This is a genomic window from gamma proteobacterium SS-5, assembly GCA_009497875.2.
GTDB lineage: Bacteria > Pseudomonadota > Gammaproteobacteria > Chromatiales > Chromatiaceae > Magnetovirga > Magnetovirga frankeli.
Genome location: CP032508.2, coordinates 1,433,530 through 1,451,004, shown reverse-complemented (window position 1 = coordinate 1,451,004; position 17,475 = coordinate 1,433,530). Strand labels below are relative to the sequence as shown.

Annotated in this window: 12 protein-coding genes and 1 pseudogene; 9 read left to right on the top strand and 4 right to left on the bottom strand. The window is 59.4% G+C overall.

Translation table 11 applies throughout. The features are described 5' to 3' along the window. The first annotated feature begins 159 nt into the window (after nucleotides 1-159). From D5125_12040 to D5125_12015, 5 genes are all read left to right on the top strand, one after another. The gene (locus D5125_12040; GenBank protein QFY90155.1) at nucleotides 160-4,221 is read left to right on the top strand and encodes a hypothetical protein; all 4,062 of its coding nucleotides are present in this window, start codon (nucleotides 160-162) and stop codon (nucleotides 4,219-4,221) included. After that, nucleotides 4,178-6,604 (top strand): DEAD/DEAH box helicase family protein, encoded by a 2,427-nt coding sequence (locus tag D5125_12035; protein QFY90154.1) that lies wholly within the window; start codon nucleotides 4,178-4,180, stop codon nucleotides 6,602-6,604. Before D5125_12040 ends, D5125_12035 begins: the two co-directional genes overlap by 44 nt. An 877-nt stretch (nucleotides 6,605-7,481) precedes the next feature. Next, nucleotides 7,482-7,808: a DUF4258 domain-containing protein gene (locus D5125_12025; protein ID QFY90152.1), complete on the top strand. Its 327-nt coding sequence runs from the start codon at nucleotides 7,482-7,484 to the stop codon at nucleotides 7,806-7,808. After that, nucleotides 7,805-8,044, top strand: a complete 240-nt coding sequence (locus tag D5125_12020) for a type II toxin-antitoxin system MqsA family antitoxin (GenBank protein ID QFY90151.1) — start codon at nucleotides 7,805-7,807, stop codon at nucleotides 8,042-8,044. The genes D5125_12025 and D5125_12020 overlap by 4 nt, the downstream gene beginning before the upstream one ends. Before the next feature lie 88 nt (nucleotides 8,045-8,132). Further along, nucleotides 8,133-9,314, top strand: coding sequence for a restriction endonuclease subunit S (locus D5125_12015; GenBank protein ID QFY90150.1), 1,182 nt, complete (start codon nucleotides 8,133-8,135; stop codon nucleotides 9,312-9,314). A 10-nt stretch (nucleotides 9,315-9,324) separates the two neighbouring features. Here D5125_12015 and D5125_12010 read toward each other — a convergent pair whose 3' ends face one another. Further along, nucleotides 9,325-10,272, bottom strand: coding sequence for an IS1595 family transposase (locus tag D5125_12010; protein QFY90149.1), 948 nt, complete (start codon nucleotides 10,270-10,272; stop codon nucleotides 9,325-9,327). Nucleotides 10,273-10,437: 165 nt separating this feature from the next. Here D5125_12010 and D5125_12005 point away from each other — a divergent pair, with 165 nt between their 5' ends. Both D5125_12005 and D5125_12000 read left to right on the top strand, forming a co-directional pair. After that, complete coding sequence (locus D5125_12005; protein QFY90148.1) at nucleotides 10,438-11,559, top strand: ImmA/IrrE family metallo-endopeptidase; 1,122 nt, start codon at nucleotides 10,438-10,440, stop codon at nucleotides 11,557-11,559. Beyond that, entirely contained in the window at nucleotides 11,559-12,143 is a 585-nt protein-coding gene (locus tag D5125_12000; GenBank protein QFY90147.1) for a hypothetical protein, read from the top strand. Before D5125_12005 ends, D5125_12000 begins: the two co-directional genes overlap by 1 nt. Nucleotides 12,144-12,372: 229 nt before the next feature. Here D5125_12000 and D5125_11995 read toward each other — a convergent pair whose 3' ends face one another. After that, nucleotides 12,373-13,341 carry an ImmA/IrrE family metallo-endopeptidase gene (locus tag D5125_11995; GenBank protein ID QFY90146.2) on the bottom strand — a complete coding sequence of 323 codons (969 nt, stop codon included), beginning with the start codon at nucleotides 13,339-13,341 and terminating at the stop codon, nucleotides 12,373-12,375. Nucleotides 13,342-13,397: 56 nt separating this feature from the next. On the opposite strand from D5125_11995, the gene D5125_11990 reads away from it, so the two are divergent. Then, the gene (locus D5125_11990) at nucleotides 13,398-13,721 is read left to right on the top strand and encodes a helix-turn-helix transcriptional regulator (GenBank protein QFY90145.2); all 324 of its coding nucleotides are present in this window, start codon (nucleotides 13,398-13,400) and stop codon (nucleotides 13,719-13,721) included. A 260-nt stretch (nucleotides 13,722-13,981) separates the two neighbouring features. On the opposite strand, the gene D5125_11985 is transcribed toward D5125_11990, so the two are convergent. Continuing rightward, nucleotides 13,982-14,236 carry a hypothetical protein gene (locus D5125_11985; GenBank protein QFY90144.1) on the bottom strand — a complete coding sequence of 85 codons (255 nt, stop codon included), beginning with the start codon at nucleotides 14,234-14,236 and terminating at the stop codon, nucleotides 13,982-13,984. 88 nt (nucleotides 14,237-14,324) lie between these two features. Beyond that, nucleotides 14,325-15,653 carry a DUF3987 domain-containing protein gene (locus D5125_11980; protein QFY90143.2) on the bottom strand — a complete coding sequence of 443 codons (1,329 nt, stop codon included), beginning with the start codon at nucleotides 15,651-15,653 and terminating at the stop codon, nucleotides 14,325-14,327. 293 nt (nucleotides 15,654-15,946) lie between these two features. On the opposite strand from D5125_11980, the pseudogene D5125_11975 reads away from it, so the two are divergent. Then, a pseudogene (locus D5125_11975) lies at nucleotides 15,947-17,472 on the top strand (IS21 family transposase). The last annotated feature ends 3 nt before the right edge of the window (nucleotides 17,473-17,475 follow it).

The following is a 17,475-nucleotide window of genomic DNA, read 5'->3' as shown; positions in this document are numbered from 1 at the left end:
TTATTGAGTGTGACCATTATTGCCTTATTTAAAATGCATCTTATTAGCCATCATGATCTTACAGGTACACCTATTGGTACACCTTTTCCTGTGGCTAATGCTGGTTGTCTGTAGGCGGCTTTGGAATCAAGTTGCTTCTTGGGAATTCAGACTCACGGAATGAGTTACATCAAGAAGTACCTTGGAATTGAGCTAAGTGTCAAGCTGGATGATGGCTCGGCCATGGGTTACAACCTGGTCGGCCGCGGCTACGGCACGCGCACAGAAATGTCCAAAGGCCTGCGCGATGCCCTGCGCCAGTTTGAGCGCGACCTGGACAGCACCGCCGCCTACAGCCAGGCGGAGAACTACCGCAAAAACCTGCAGCGCGCCCAGTCCGATTTGTCGGTATTTGAAGATCAGGCCAAAGAGCCCTTCAAGAGCGAGCAGGAGCTGGGCGAAAAGCTGACCCGACTGGCCGAGGTGGAGCGGATACTTAAAGAGCGCGCCGACGAAAAGGCCGGCAATGGCAAAGCGGCAGCGGATGAGGTAGAGGCCGACGACGCACCCCAGACCTCACGCCGCCAAGGCCGGGCAGCCGGCACCACCTTGAGCGCCATTCGCCAGGTGTTTGCCGAGCGCTTCGGCAATCTGTCGCGGTCGCTGGACAAGATGATTGCGCGTGGAGAGAAGGGCTTGCGCGGGGGGCTGGTGTTTGTACAGGCCGAGGCGGACCTGGCCAGGGCCTTTGCGGAGAAGACCGGGAGGACGCTGGAGCAGGCGCGGGCGGCGCTGCAGTTGAGCAAGCGGGGAGAAGATTGGTATCGCTCGAACGCAGAGCTTGAAAAAGTGTACCGGGAGGTTATGCTTGAGAGAGGAACCCCAGAGGATCAGATCAGTGAATCAGAAGTCAAAGCCCTCGCAGATGCCGCGTCTGTTTTCCTATCCGCTCAGTCAGAGGGCGCCTTTAGGTACGATCCCACGTCCCCCTCGGCCCGTGCAATTTATAATCGGTCCAGACAGTCCGCCGCTAACCCCAGAAGAGGAAGCGGAAGAATTCGCGCTTATGAGGAGCCTCTTGGGCCTTTCTCCGGATACTCCGTCAAGCAGCGAGAACAAGATGGCGTCCTGATCCTGGAGTTCTTCGGCAAGGAACAGCTCGCCGAAGGACTGAATGACAGCCCATTCCTGTTTGTCGGCATTACGCCAACCGGCGAGCTGGCCATCAACGGACCCATATCATCCAGCAAAACCTACGACTATTACGCAGCGCTTGGCTGGGCAGAGTCGGCGAAGGATAAGGACGGCAACCTTGTCCCCATGCCCTTCGACAGAACCACCTACTACACGCGATTCAAGGGCGAGCAAGACAGCCTTGGGCGCCGGGATATATTCAAGATTCTCGGCGAGGCTCATGCGCGAGCCAAGGAGCATAGTGGAGAGGCGTATGTCGGCATTCACTGGAAGCGTGACACTGGCGCAACCGGCGGACCCATGGGCCGCGAGGGCGCTATCTTCTTCTCCCAGAACGGTCAAATCCAAGGCCTGTTCGATCCCCAATCCGGCCTGACCTTCCTGGTCGGCGATAACCTGGACGCCGACACGGCGCCCGGCGTGGTGCTGCACGAAGTCACTCACGGCGCCCAGCGCGAGGCGGTGAATCAGGCGGCGGCCAATATCCTCAACAATCCCCAGCGGCTACCCCAGCGGGCGCGCGGCGTTATTGCCACGGTGCGCGGGCGGATGCAGTCGGCCGGCGCCATGGATGCGGACGGCAACATCATCGACATCGATGAGGCGCCGACCTACCTGGTGGAGGTGGTGGCCAACCATGGGCGCGAGAATGGCTTTAGCGCCATCGATGGCGCTTTCATGGATTGGGTGGACCGCACCTTCGGCCAGAAGATCGGCAACCTGATGCGTGATTTCGTCGCCATGGTCCGCGCCGGCCTGCGCCGCCTGCGCGTGCCGGTGCAGTTGACGGTCGATGACATCATGGCCATGGCTCGGTACGACATGAAGCGCGCCGCCGATGGGCGCGTGCGCGAGGATGGCGAGGTGGTGAGTGGTTCCTTCGCTGGCCGTAACGCCAGGACCGCGAATGCGGACAGGCTGGCCAGGGCTGAGCAGATGGAGACTGATGGCGCGGATGCGCGGACGATTTGGCGCGAGACGGGCTGGTACAAGGATGTGGATGGCAAGTGGCGGTTCTGGATTAACGATAATGCGGCGTCAATAAAGGAAATAGGCAGATCGACAGGAGTTGTTTCTGATTTCCTAGACCATCCAGCATTATTTGACGCCTACCCGGAAATTCGAGACATTCCAATAGTGCTTTATATCGACCCCTCAGAGAAGACCGCATCTGGAGAATATCAGCCGTTTGTTGATCGTAGCGATGAGGGGCTGTTTGACTTGAGTGAGCAGATAACCGTAACAGCGCCGAGTGCAGATCGGGCGCTATCTGTCTTGCTGCATGAGGTGCAGCATGTAATTCAAGCGATCGAGGGTTTCGCTATTGGTGGTAGTCCGGCAGAAATGCGGCTGACATCTGACATAGAAGAATTGATAGGTGGAGATAAAAGGAATCGGTCAAGATACGAGAGGCTTCTAGCGAATATAGCGCAAGCGGTCGAGCGTGGTGATACGCGCAGAGCTAACCGGTACCAGGAGGATGTAAACCGACTTGTGCGCGGTTTAGCCTATTCCGCTTACAAGCGTCTCGCGGGTGAAGCCGAAGCCAGAAACACTGAAGCCCGCTTTGGCATGGATTCCGCAGCATTCCCTGACGACACCAACGATACACCGAGAGAGCAGCGCATTGTGCGGTTTGATGGTGGTGTGGCGGCGATGACGGGGAGCGTAGATAGCAATAAGGGTGAACTGAAACGCCTCATCGATCAGTTCATCGCGGAGATTGATGGCCGCGATCTAACCAGTGAGCAGGCTGGCATTGCTGCCGTTATGTCGGGAGAAAAGAGCAGTGCGGCTGTTAGAAAGTCTGACCTAGCCTCCGTGCGTGATTTCGTGGTCCTCAACACGGGCGGGAGAAAGGCGGGAGCGATACACATTCTCCTCAAGCACTTCAGCGGAAAGCAAGGACGGGTGACCGCGCAAGAAATACTAGACCTTGGGATAGTGATCAGGCGGGGTGAGCTAACCACAGATGGAAGCAAGAGAATCTACACGTTAAATAAGGACGGGGTGAGATTCCGGGCCGTGGTCGGCAAGAATGGAAAGAAAGAGACACTGATTACCTTTTACTCGGACCGGCGCAGTCAGGGCAGAAGTCATAGTGCTTCAACGGGGATTTCACCCATCCCTGACCGGCCAGCCGATACCAATAGCATAGGCCAACCCACCACCGAAGACAAGCGCCCTGATTGGCTCAAGCGCGAACAAGCCGGCGACAAGCCCAAGTTCTCCCGCGCCGCCCCAGCGCAAAGTCCCGACCCCAACGACGATTCCCGCCTGTTCGACAACCTCAACGAGGCGCGTGAATCGACCGTCAAATCCCTCAAGGAGTCGCTGAAAAGCGCTTGGGATAAGACCTACGGCGCCAGGCTGGGGGCGCTGACCTTGCGCCAGTTGGCGGAGGTGTCGGAGGGCCGTGTGCCGCAGATCAAGGGCATGGTCAAGGCGGTGCAGACCATGCAGACCGAGCGTAACAAGATGGCGGACGCGGCGGCCAAGCTGGCCGAGCGCTGGCAGAAGCTGGGCAAGCAGGCATCGGACAAACTGGCGGAGATGATGCACGCGGCCACGGCAGCCGGGGTGGATCCCGATAAGCCCTACAAGGCCATCATCGATGTGGTGCAGGCGCAGGGGCGCATCGAGCAGATTCAGCGCCTCATGGCTGGGGCGCCAGGCACGGCGGGCAAGCAGCGCGAGGCCTGGAATGTGGAAATCAAGGAGCTGAAGATTAAGATCGGCCAGGAGATGAACCGCAAGAAGGCGCACAAGGAGCTGATGCCGCAGTGGGGCGCACTGCCGGATGAGGCAAAGGAAATCTACCGCGAGGCGCGCGACAGCTATGTGGAGATGAGCAAGCGCACCGAGCAGGCGATTATCGACCGGATTGAGCAGGCCGAGCTGGCGGAGCGCTATCCGGCGGCAGGCCATATCGATCAACGCCATGTCACCCTGCCCCCAATCTGTGGCATAGTCAGCCTCCAAGCGACACAGACGGAATTCAATCGTGCCCAGAAACTCCAACGAGGCCTTTTCCCGGGCCAAAATTGATGCGCAACTCAAGGATATCGGCTGGACACTGACCGATGGCGTTAGCGTGCATTTCGAATACCTGCTGCCGGATGGCACCAAGGCCGATTATCTGCTCTGTGACCGACATGGACGCGCCCTTGCGGTGGTCGAGGCTAAACGCGCCAGTATCAATCCGGTCGAGGCGGAGGGGCAGGCCCTGCACTATGCCAAGCTCGCTGAGGTGCCTTTTATCTTCCTCAGCAATGGCGAAGAAATCTGGTTCTGGGACCACGCCAGCGAAGCCCATCCGCACCCGGTGCAAACCTTTTTTGCCCAGGCAGACCTGGAGCGACGTGTGGCCAGCCGCACCCTGCGCCGCGACCCCATGGACATTCCCATCGACAACAAGATCGCCGGGCGGGATTACCAAAAGGACTGCATCAATGCCATCTGCCAGGCCATCAACCAGGGTCAGCGCAAGATGCTGGTGGAAATGGCCACCGGCACCGGCAAGACCCGCACCGCCGCCGCCCTGATCAAGCGCCTGTTTGAAGCCAACCGGGTTACCCGCGTGCTGTTTCTGGTGGATCGCATCACGCTGGCCAACCAGGCTGTGGACGAGGCCTTTACTGACTACCTCAGCGAGTACCCGGCCTATGTGCTGAAGAGAGGCCGCTTTCAGGACCAAAAGCGCATTACCGTTACCACCCTGCAAAGCATGATCAACATCTACCGGGACTACTCGGCGGGCTATTTCGACCTCATCATCACCGACGAATGCCACCGCAGCATCTACGGCAAATGGTCCGGTGTGCTCAAGTATTTCGATGGTATCCAGGTAGGACTTACCGCCACCCCCTGTAAAGTCCCGCAGCGGGTGCTGGACAAACTGGCCGACCAGGAAGACGCCGCCTTTGTGCGCGACACCCTGCGTTTTTTCGAGCTGGACGAACCCACCTTTCGCTACACCCTCAAGCAGGCCATTAGCGAGGGTCATCTGGTCCCCTACCATATCTACCACGCGCAAACGGTCAAGACCGCCTCCACGGATGGCTTTGAGGTCAAGCGGGAGGAACTGCCCTGGGACACCATGGCCGAGGAGGAGCGGGTCGAATGGGAAGCGCTCTTTGCCGGCCGGAACAGCATCACCGTCGATCCCAACGCCCTGGAGCGGAAATTCACCATCCCCGAGCGTAACCGCGCCATGGTAAGGGAGTTTCGCAAGATCATTGACGAGGGCTACCAAGGCCCCGATGGTCGCCACCGCTATGCCCTGGACGGCAAGACCATTGTCTTTGCCGTCACCAAGCGCCATGCCGAAACCCTGGCGCAGATGCTTGACCAGGAATTTGCCGACCGCAAACCGGACCCCGCCGTGCGCTATGCCGACTTTGTCGTCTCCGGGCTCAGCGGCGAGGACGACACCAGCGACGCCGGCACCCGCATCAAGCGCTTCAAGAAAGAGAAATTCCCTCAGATCATGGTCTCGGTGAACATGCTGGATACCGGCTTTGACTACCCGGACGTGGTCAATTTGGTCATGGCCCGCTTCACCAAATCCGCCATCCTCTACCAGCAGATGCGCGGCCGAGGGGCCAGAAAAGGCGTCACCGTCACCAAGCCGGTGTTTACCCTGTTCGACTTTGTTGGCGTCACCGCCTTTCACGGTGATGCCGAAGATGACTATGCCGAGGGCGGCTTTGTCATCCAGAGCCAGCCGCCGAAAGGCCCCAGCACCCCGCGCAAGCTGCTGGTGCTGGACGTGGATGACCACATCGACCCCATGACCCGGGGCTGGATCACCCTGGATGAAGACGGCAACGAAATCCGCACCGATGCCGGCGAGGCCCGCACCCTGGAGCTGGGCGCACGCTTTGAGGCCTGGCTGCAAGCCCATCACTTCAACAGCGACCAACTGCGCCTGTTACGCATGCTGGGCGAGCAGATCAAGGCCAATGCCCTTAGCCAGGACCGTTTTGAACTCTACTACTTCACCGAACCACCCTTCAGCCACAATGGCGGTATCGAACGCGCCTTTGCCCTCTTTGGTGACGATGCCCAGCTGCAGGCCTTGATTGATGACCTCAATCAGGCCCTCTATGGCACGCCAGATAGGGGCGATGGCGCAGACGCAGCACCCCGCGCCATATCATCCGCACCATCGTGGAAATCATCGACCCCGAGATCGGCGAAACCATCCTCGACCCGGCCGCTGGCACCGCCGGCTTTCTGGTCGCCGCCTACAACCACATCCGCCTCGCCCACTCTTCTCCGGACGCCATCGAAACCCTGGACCAGGACGGCAAGCAGCAATGGCGCGGCTCCGGCGACCGCCTCAGCCGGGAACAGGTCACCAAGCTGCACAACGAAACCTTCTTCGGCAACGACGTGGACATCAAGATGGTCCGCCTGGCCACCATGAACCTCACCCTGCGCGGTCTGGCCAATGTGCGCATCCTGCGCCGCAATGTGCTGACCACCAGCCTTGACCCGGCCCGTCAGGCGGAACTGGGTCTGCCCCTCAACGGCTACAACGTCATCCTCGCCAATCCGCCCTTCTCCGGCCGCCTGGATGCTGACCGCATCATCGATGAAGTGCGCATTGGCAGCACCACCGCCACGGAAATCCTCTTTCTCAAATACATGATGGACAACCTCGTCCCCGGCGGCCGCTGTGGCGTGGTCATCCCCGAGGGCGTCCTGTTCGGCTCCACCGGAGCGCACAAGGAGCTGCGCCGACAACTGCTGGAAAACCACGCTGTCGAAGCCGTGCTCTCCCTGCCCGGTGGCGTCTTTCAGCCCTATTCCGGGGTCAAGACCTCCGTGCTCTTCTTCCGCAAGCCCGAGCCCCATGAGCCGCCCGGCACCCAGCGCGTCCTCTTTCTCCACGCCGACAACGACGGCTACAAGCTCGACGCCAACCACGACACCCCCATCGCCGCCGACGACCTGCCCGGCCTGGTCCAGGCCTATCGTGAACGGGAAGCCAGCTGGCAAAGATGGCAAAGATGGCAACAATACAATTCCCCTCTCCCTGAGGGAGAGGGGCCAGGGGTGAGGGAAGAATGGACGGAAAACTGGTGGTTCGCCGATCTGGAGACCCTGCGCGCCAACGACCTCAACCTCTCTGCCGGTCGCTACCGGCCCCTCTCGCGCAACCAGATCGAGCATCGGCCCGTGGCGGAACTGGTGGATGAACTCAAGGCCATCGAGCTAGAGATACTCAACGAGGTGGACGCCCTGGCGGAAAAGCTGGCGGCGGAACGCACCAGCGGGCCAGCCGAGGCCAACCCAGCGCCATGACAGGACTCAGCTGGAACCTGGCCGACCTGCGCCACTGTCTCGACAGCGGCCGCATCCAATGGCGCAAGCACGCCCTGGAGCGCATGCTGGAGCGCGGCATCAGCCGCGCCGAGGTGCTGGCCAGCCTGCGCCAGGGCGAGATTATCGCCAGCTATCCCGAGGACCGGCCAATCCCCAGCGCCCTGCTCCATGCCAACCAGGAACCGCCCCTGCATGTGGTCGCTGCTCTCGACAAGGCCAGCGCCACCTGCTATGTCATCACCTGCTACCGCCCCGATGCCGAGCACTTCGGCCCGGACCTGAAGACGAGGATCAAACCATGAACGCACCCTGCCCCCTCTGCGGCGGCGAATGCGCCCCCGGCGAAACCACCTTCACCACTGACCTGGGCTTTGGCGTGGTGGTCATCCGCCATGTGCCCGCCCTGGTCTGTCAATGCTGCGGCGAAGACTGGCTGGAAGACGCCACTGCTGAACAACTGGAGACCATGGTAGCCGAGGCCCGGCGCAAGCACAGCACCGTGGAAATCGCCGAATGGCGCGAGCGGATTGCGGCTTGATGGTCGCCTGCACCCGTAGCGGTCTCAGCTTGTTGCGTCGGCGCATTGCTGGCTATAGCTGCCGATCTAGATCAGGAAGGGCTGTGTAATGAGTGACTGGACAAAGACCACCCTGGGAGAAATCGCAAATTTCCAAAACGGCTTTGCCTTTAAGCCTGAAGATTGGGGCCAAGAGGGTCTGCCAATTATCCGAATTCAAAATCTCACCGGCACATCTGAGGCCCTGAACAAAACTAACCGAGTCGTTCCTGAGCAATATCATGTAGATTGCGGTGACCTTCTGTTCTCGTGGAGTGCCAGCCTTGGCGTTTTTATTTGGGACAGAGGAGAGGCGCTATTAAATCAGCACATTTTTAAAGTCACTCCCTCAAATAGAGTGGAGCGAGATTTTCTCTTTTTTCTACTTAAAAGCCAGATCGTAAAGTTGCTGCAAAAGACTCACGGCTCTACGATGCGCCACGTTACCAAGCGAGACTTTGAGCGAACCGTTATCTCGCTCCCGCCCCTCCCCGAACAACGCCGGATTGTGGACATCCTCAACCACGCCGACAGCATCTGCCGCCTGCGTCGCCAGGCCGAGCAAAAGGCTAGCGAGATCATCCCCGCTCTGTTCATCGAAATGTTCGGCGACCCGGTAGAGAATCCGCGGGGGTGGGAGTTGCGCCCCCTTGGCGAAGTTCTGACACGCATTGATGGAGGCTGGAGCCCGAAATGTGGAAATAGGCCGGCGAAGGAAGAGGAATGGGGTGTTTTGAAGCTCAGTGCAGTCACTTATGGCAATTACAGGCCGAGCGAAAACAAAATACTTCCTGATACGTTATCCCCCAGGGCGGAGATCAAAGTCCATGTGGGTGATGTTCTCTTTACACGAAAAAACACGAGGGAACTGGTTGGAGCGGTTGCCTATGTCGAGGAAGCGCCGGGCAATCTGATGCTGGCGGATACGATTTTCCGCCTCGTCCCCAACGAAACCATCAAGATGACGCCCCGTTACCTCTGGGCAGTTCTTGGCTCCAGCCCCATGCGCCCAACTATTCAAGCGCTCGCAACCGGTGCTGCGAACTCGATGCCCAACATTTCCAAAGCTCGACTCAAGACGATCCCGATTCCTTTGCCGCCGGTCGAGATGCAGCGCCTGTTTGCGGAACGAGTCGAAGCTATCCGAGCGACCCAGGCTCAACAAACCCGCATGGCCGAAACCGCCGAGGCCACCCTGCAAGCGCTGATGGCCCGCTATTTCGACGCACCGCCGGAGTTAGCCGCCGCATAAAATTTCCTGATTACCCATAAACCTCAGCCATCTTCAGGAGCTGGTACGGCATCGGTGGCGTTCGTGCAGCGGCCCAGCCCAGCCGGGGCAGGAGCGTCTCCAGAGCAAAGCGTCGGTTGAAGCGGTAGCAGTATTCAGCCAGATAGCGTGGCAGGTGCTTATGCTGCATGGCATGGTAAACACCCGTGACGGCATTCTTGACGTTGCCGATCATCGTGTTGACCCAGGTGAATTCCTCATGCTTTACGCTATCGGGACCGCCGCCGGTGACAATCGGGATGTGCTGACAATCCGCGGCCGTGACGGCGCGAAAGCAGGCCAGACCATCGCTGTAGACGGTGCTGCCGGGTGCCAACTGGTTGCGAGACCACTTCAGGATCTCGGCAGAGCGGAATCCCTTGACTACCTGCAGGTTCATGTACAGCGGATGGCCCGCGTCAGTGGTGGAAACCGCCGCCACAAAGGGGGTCTTGTTGGGTGAGCCGCGACCCACCTTGCCACCCCGATGCTCTCCACCCCAGTAAACATCATCCAGCTGGATGGTCCCGGATAGGGTATAGCCGTCATCCCGTTCTTTCATCACCTGCATCAGCTTGTGCTTCATGCTCCAAGCAGTGTTGTAGGAGACGCCCAGTTGCCGGTGCAGTGCCAAGGCGGACAGCCCCGTCTTCGCCTGCGTCAGCAGGTGCATGGCCAGAAACCAGGTCGTCAGCGGTAGCTTGCTGGAGTCAAAGATCGTGCGACTGGTCAATGAATGCTGGTGATGGCAATGATTGCACTGAAACAGTCCACCCCGGGATGGCAGGGTGCAGTACTTCCGGCCACCACACTCGGGACATACATAGCCCTCTGGCCAGCGCCATCGAAACAGGGCCTGGCGACACTGTTCCTCCGTGCCGTAGTCACGCAGAAATTCAGTTAGACTGTAGCCTTTCTGGAATTGCACTCGGTTTTTCATGGCGTTATACCTCCTGCACCAAGTATAGCTCCCTGTGTGAACGAGGCTGATCTTTGTGGGTAATCAGGTAAAATTTTGGTCGATTAGCCGCGCTGATTGCGCTATCCAACCGCCGAAAACTTGATTAAACTTGATCGCCCTCCATTCCTGCCCTATGTTCTCTGTATGCAAAAGCTCCTCAACAAAGCGGCGGTCGCCGAGGCCCTGACCCTAAACGGGCTGACCCAGAAAGAACTGGCGGAACGCCTGGATGTCTCCCCCCAAGCCATCACCAACTGGATGAAGGGCAAGGACTTCCCCCGGCCTGCGGCCCTGCTGAAGCTGGCCGCGGCGCTGAGGCTGACCTTCGACCAGCTGACCGTTTCGCAGAACGAAGGGCGGCCGATTGTCGCCTTTCGCAAAAAGGGCAACGCGAAGACCACGGCAGCCCATATCGCCAAGGCCGAGGCCATCGGCCTGCTGCTACGGCCCTTGGTGCCCTATCTATCCGAGATCCAGGCACTGCGGCCGCTGATCACCTCGCCAGGTACCGACTACCAGCGGTTGCAGACGATTGTTGCCCAAACCCGCAAGCACCTGGGCCTGGGGGAGTCGGCGGTGCTGCGCTACGAACACCTGATTGGCGAATTCAACCGGGCGGGGGCGATCTTGGTGCCGGTCCTCTGGGGTGACAAGCAGCGCCATGAGAACGCTCTGCATATCCGCCTGCCCCAGGAGGATGTAACCTTCATCTTCCTCAACCTCGATACCCGCATCGAGGACTTCAAGTTCTGGATGGCCCACGAGCTCGCGCATGTTTACACCCCGGATTGGACCGGGCAGGACAAGGGCGAAGATTTTGCCGACGCCTTTGCCGGCGCGCTCCTGTTCCCCGAGGCCTGCGCCGCGCCACTCTATGACGAGGCCAAGGGCCAACCCCAGCGGGATGCGCTCCATCGGCTCCAGGCGCAGGCGCACCACCACAGCATTTCCCTGAACACCGTATTCCAGCAGGTTCAGCACTACGCCCAGGCGAAGGGTTACGCCCCGCTACCCCTGCGTGACAAGGATATCCATGTCGTCCGCACTAGCCGCTCAGGGCCTTTGATTACTGAGGCGCTGTTTGAGCCGGCACCGCCCGCGCCCGATCGTTACCTGGCGGCCTGTGAGCACAGCTTCCAGTCCGATTTCTTCAACGGCCTACGGCGCATGATTCACGAACAAGGCACGGGGGCCGGCTATCTCCAGCAGGTCTTGGACATTGCCCCTCTGGATGCGAAGGCGCTGTACGAGGAACTGGCGCGTTAATGTGGGTGTTGTTGGACACCAACGCCTACCTGCGCCTGGCCAAACGCATCAAGCCCCTGCTCGGGATTCCCTTTGGCCAGAAGCAATACACCCTGACCATCCTCAAGCTCGTTGAGGATGAGGTACACCGCAGTCCGCGCTTGCGGTTCCAGTACCCCTGGTTCGACCAGGCGGAACTTTCAACAGAGCGGTTGGCAAAAGGGGTGCGGCTGAGCGCCAGGGAAAAGGCCGAAATCGAGGCGATGGTCAGCGTACTGCGCGCCCATGTGCTGGAGAACGCGGCCAGCTACAGCATCCACGGCCGTTCACCACCATCCCCTGCTGACTGCTATTGCCTGGCCTTTGGTCAGGTGCGCCCCGGGATCGTCGCCACCGATGACCTGGGCATGCACCACCTGGGTGCCGAGTTCGAGATCCCCGTTTGGCATGGCCATGAACTGCTCAAGAAAATGCACTCAGCGAAAATGATCAGCAATGAGCAGGTGCGCGAGATCTTCGCCGCGCTGGAAAACAACGATGATCTTCCACCGTCATGGCGTGAGGCCCGGAAAGGCGCATTCAAGAAGGTGTTTGGGAGGCGTTGACCCGAAAGATTCCGGCAGCAAACAGGTAGCCAACACTCCGACGCCCCATCCCAACAAGCAGCAGCGTGATTTTCTGACCGACGCCGCTCGCCAAGGAACTCATCGAAGCCGTCCCCATTCCGACCGCCGGCCCGCCAAACATCCAGAAGGGTCTGCTACTGAAACGGATCTCGGTGTTGGTTATGGAGGGGGAGGACTAAGCCAACAAGCCAAAAGGTTGCCACTGAGTTCACTTCGCTTTCTTTCGTTTCAGCTTTTTTTTCTTGGGGTCTTCAAATGTATTGTGCGCGGTCAGGCCAAGTACCTCCTCTACTCTGCCAGCTGCTCTCATGACTTGATACATATCCAGATTATTGATGGTTATGTTTGTCTTGACATAGGTCGCCAAGTAACTGTCTGATTTTGTCTCCACGCCGTTTCTTTTGCAAAGCAGGTAAGCAACAGATTCTGCCTCAAGTTCTTCCTGATGATGTGACAACTTACTCCTGTCTGGAATGTTCAATTCGTTGTCTTTGTCCAAGTGCCCTAGAAAAAGATGACCTAGCTCATGAGCAAGTGTTGCGAATTGAGTTGGCGCACAGTGATTCTTATTGATTTTCAGACTGTAGCTGTACGAATTTGGTTTTACTTTAGCTCCTGGCTTTTTTGGCAATAGTTTTCCTTCACGCTGAATAGAGCCTGCTTTGCTATCTCCTGCGTCAATCATGGTGCAAATAATATTCTTCTTTTTCGCAAGATCGATAAATCGCGCTATTGCAGCTTCATCCACTGGGCCACTGGCGTAAAAACAGTAAACGCCATCGGGTAGGTCTTTTCCTTCTGTATCCTGCACATCATAGACAAAGGCAACCGGGCCAAAGGGCCAAAGGATTACCAATGGCCTCGCATCTTTCTTGGGGTGACGTTCAAATTTTACCCTCCAATCATAGGCTGAGGCGGCATAGGTCAGGCCAGGCTTCTGAATATTGAGCAGCATGGCATTGAAGGGGGCGAAATTGCGCAGGCGGGATGCAAAATCCAGCAGATCGATGTAGCGCTGGCTTTTCCTGTACAGCCGCGAATCATCGAGCAACTGATCCAGGATCGACCGGACTTCGTCAACTTCAAACAGATCCAATTGATGTGGCTTGCCTTCATCGTTCTGGGTCGGCATCGGCTTTCTTCCTGCTGAGAGAAATGAATTGACGTCAAAGGTCATTCTAATTGACGTGACACGCTTTTCGCGACAGGTCAATGCCCCTAACCATACTGCCGATGCAGATCGGCACCATCATTCGTGAAATTCGGGAAGCGCAGAAGGCGACGCTGGAGGAGATTGCGCTCGCTGCCGGCACCAATCCCAGCAATTTGTCCCGGATCGAGCGCGGCGTTCAGGGCTATTCCGCTGATACTCTGGCAAAAATTGCCAACGCCCTCGGCGTTACGGTCTCGCAGCTGCACCAGCGCGCCGAATCCACTGAGCTTGATCCCGCAACCGAAATCCATCGGATCAGCCATCGCCTGGCTGCCCTGACCCCGGAAAACCGCGAACTGGTGGATGACTTCATCACCCTCTTGTTGCGGCGCCAGGGTACTTGAGGCGCGGCTACGGCCTTTTTAGCCGGCCTAGCCAAATTAGCCGGGGTAGTCCTGTGGGCGCAAAACGGGCCAATGGCGGAGATTCTGCGGCTAATTTGGCTAGAGTGGCTATTTTCATTTAATAAAGAATAACTATTCATTTGAAATACCTCATAGCCAATTCCTATAAATCACCCAATTTCACCCTTGCGTATTTGCTTTAACCTGCTGAAATTCAGCGAGTTACGCGCCAACTGCAAGGAGAATGAAGCCACCAGATCTCAAGCTCCCGCGCCGCCGCCCTTCGGGTGCCAATCATGATGGCGCTGCAGGTAGTCCAGCACGATCCAGCGCAGCCGCTGATAGGGTAACTCGGCAAAGTCGGCGAAGTCCTTGGCGTACCAAGCCAGCAAATCCTGCGCCGGCCAGTCAAAATCCCGCGCCAGCTGGCGGATCACGCGCTTGGCCCTGGCCTGGGTGGCCCTGTCCAGGCCGCTGTCCTGGCGGGCCTGGCCGGCATCGGGGTCACTAGCCAAACTAGCCAACTTAGCCAGTGAACTGTGCGCATTCTCGGATTTTGCCGGCGCGGGCGCACCCTGGCTAGTTTGGCTAATCCGGCTAGATTCAGGCGTCATGCACATGGGGATTCACCCGGTACACCGGCTTGCGCTTGCTCAGCGCCGGGTCTTCCAGCAGATAGCCGTGGTCGGCCAGCAGCTCCAGAATCTCCCCGGCCTCTCTGCCACTGGGTCGCGGCCGAGGGCCGTACTGCTGCAGATCAATACCCTTGACCGTCACCATGCGTTCGCGCCTGAGCCAATCCAGGGTCCGGCGCGCACCATCCAGCAAGGGGTTTTCCCCGGCAACACGCTGGGCGCGGACCGCCTCAGCCAAATGCCAGCTGCCAATGGACTCAGCCCGCCGCCAGCAATCTTCGTCAATCACTGAGGTTTCCTGCTCCAGAAGCTCCGGCGCATCCGCCAGATGCAGGATCAGCGCCAGTTTGCAGATGTTCGATACCGCCTTGCTGGCGATGTCGCGCACATCCACCAGATCGCCGCCAGCGCCCATGCGCGCTTCGATCTGGTTGTGCAGCAACCGCCGCAACTCCGCCGCTTCAGCGCTCAAGGAGGCCAGATGAGGCTGCTCCAGCCGAGGGCTACCCTGCTCCCGGAAGCGCAGCAGTGTGGTCAGCAGGCGCCGGAAAGGCCCCATCAGTTCATCCTGCAAGCCGACCTCGCCGACATCCTCCAGGCGCTCACCTACCAGTGAGAGCAGCCATGCCGGCCAGATGCGCGCCAATGCCCCAGAGGCACGCAGGGCGGGGTGGCTGGCGAGTTCGATGTACTTGTCCGCTTGGCACATGCCGCATACGGTCAAAACTGGACGCCAGACAACACGCTCCTCTGCCCGTCCCTCTGAGCCCACTCGATCCCGCGTAATGGTGTCGCCCGAAGTGGCCGCTAAATAAATGGCGTCTCCGGTCCGGCCTCCACTGCTATAACGCCCCATGATGTTGTCCAATATTGGCCGCGCTTCAGCCGAAAGGACGGCAAACTCACCACCACGCTCGTGCAATTTTTGAAACAAACGTTCTTCAGTCACATCAGCGCTAAAGAGCATCGGCTTGACAGGCGGTTCTGGCCTCTGGCGTTCAAGTTCGGCGAGTTGCTCTTCGAGCAGCGAAAGATCAGACATCTTTCGGCCAGCGCTCTTCAGACCACTGATGGCGGTATCGATGGCTGTAGTCTTTGCGCGAAATCCCGCCATGGCTTCGGCAAAGGCTGCTTCTTGACGGATCGACCAACTTTCAAGCGGTGCTGCCATGTGCTTAAAAACAGGTGATTTCCTTTCGCCGGAACTGGCGATTACCAGCCAAAACAAGCTGGGAAAATGCCGATGGCCGGAACGCTCCTCAATTTCCGCCAATTTGCCTATGGCAACACCAGTCACAGCCAGCCCGACCACTGCAGGTGATTGCGCTGGAACCTTACAAAACCTCGAAACCTCAGCCGTGCGTATTCCGCCCCATCGTGACCGCCCATTCCGTTTGAACGTGACCGCCGATTCCGGCGCAACGTGACCGGTGATTCCGATTGATCGTGACCGATTCCGGGTCTGTTTCCGGAATCCGCGGTCACGTGTCTGGAATCACCGGTCACGATCCCGGAATGCCCATCCAACCCACTGGAATTCTTCGACTTTAACCGGCATAACCGCGTCCTTTTGCTTACCCGGAGGACGCCATGCCTGCAACGAGGATTCCCATGAAGAAAATCATCGACGTCTTACGCTTCAAGTACGAGGCTCAACTCAGCCACGAGAAGATCGGTCGCGCCTGCGGCCTGTCCAAGGGGGCCGTCAGCAAGTACGTCAGCCTGGCCCAGGCCAAAGGGATCAGTTGGCCGCTGCCTGACGGGGTGGACGAAGCGCGCCTGGAGGCCCTGCTGTACCCGCCCCGTGAGGCGCCTGCCTCGCGTGCCGAGCCGGATTACTTCCAGATCCACCAGGAGCTCAAGCGCAAGGGCGTGACCCTGCAACTGCTGTGGGCCGAGTATGCCGCTGTGCATGAGGATCGGGCCTACGGCTACAGCCAATACTGCCACCGCTACCGCCAATGGCGAGACCGGCAGAAGTGCAGCATGCGCCAACTGCACCGAGCCGGCGAGAAGGCCTTCATCGACTACTGCGGCCCGACGGTGGATATCGTCGACCGCCACAGCGGTGAGGTCCGTTCGGCGCAGATCTTCGTCGGCGTGCTCGGGGCGTCCAGCTATACCTACGCCGAGGCGACCTACACCCAGTCCCTGCCGGACTGGATCGCGTCCCACCAGCGCATGCTGCGGTTCTTCGGTGGCGTGCCCGACCTGCTGGTGCCCGACAACCTCAAGGCGGCGGTGACCCAGGCCTGTCGCTATACGCCGACGATCAACGCCACCTACGCCGAGATGGCCGCCCACTATCGGACCGCCGTCTTGCCGGCACGGCCCTATAAGCCGAAAGACAAGGCCAAGGCCGAGGTGGCGGTGCAGGTGGTGGAACGCTGGATTCTGGCGCGCCTGCGCCATCACACCTTCTTCTCCCTGGCCGAGCTGAATCAGGCCATCGCCGAGTTGCTGCCCCCGCTCAACGAACGGCCGTTCCAGGGCCGTGAGGAGAGCCGCCGGGACCTGTTCGAGGCGATCGACCGGCCGGCGCTCAAACCGCTGCCCCAGGACGATTACGTCTATGCCGAGTGGCGCAAGGCCAAGCCGGGCATCGACTACCACGTCGAAGTGGACAAGCGCCTCTACAGCGTCCGGTTGGTCAGACCCTGGACCTGCGCCTGACCGCCACCACGCTGGAGGTGCTGCACAAGGGCCGGCGGGTCGCCGCTCACCCACGTCACGGCCGAGGCCGCTACAGCACGCTCACCGAGCACATGCCCAAGTCCCATCAGGCCCATCGGGACTGGTCGCCGGGACGGTTCTTGAACTGGGCCCGTGACATCGGCCCCTGCACGGCGCAGGTGATCCAGCAGCAACTGGAGGGCCGCCCTCATCCCGAGCACGGCTACCGCGCCTGCCTCGGGCTGTTGCTCCTGGGGCGACGCTACGACCGGACGCGGCTGGAGCAGGCCTGTGAGCGCGCCCTGGCGATCCGCTCGGTCACCTATCCGAGCGTGGCATCCATTCTCAAGCAAGGCCTGGATCGGCAACCCCAGGAGGCCGATGAGCCTGAGGCTGAGCTACCCGAACACGCCAATCTGCGCGGCGCCGATTACTACCACTGAGGA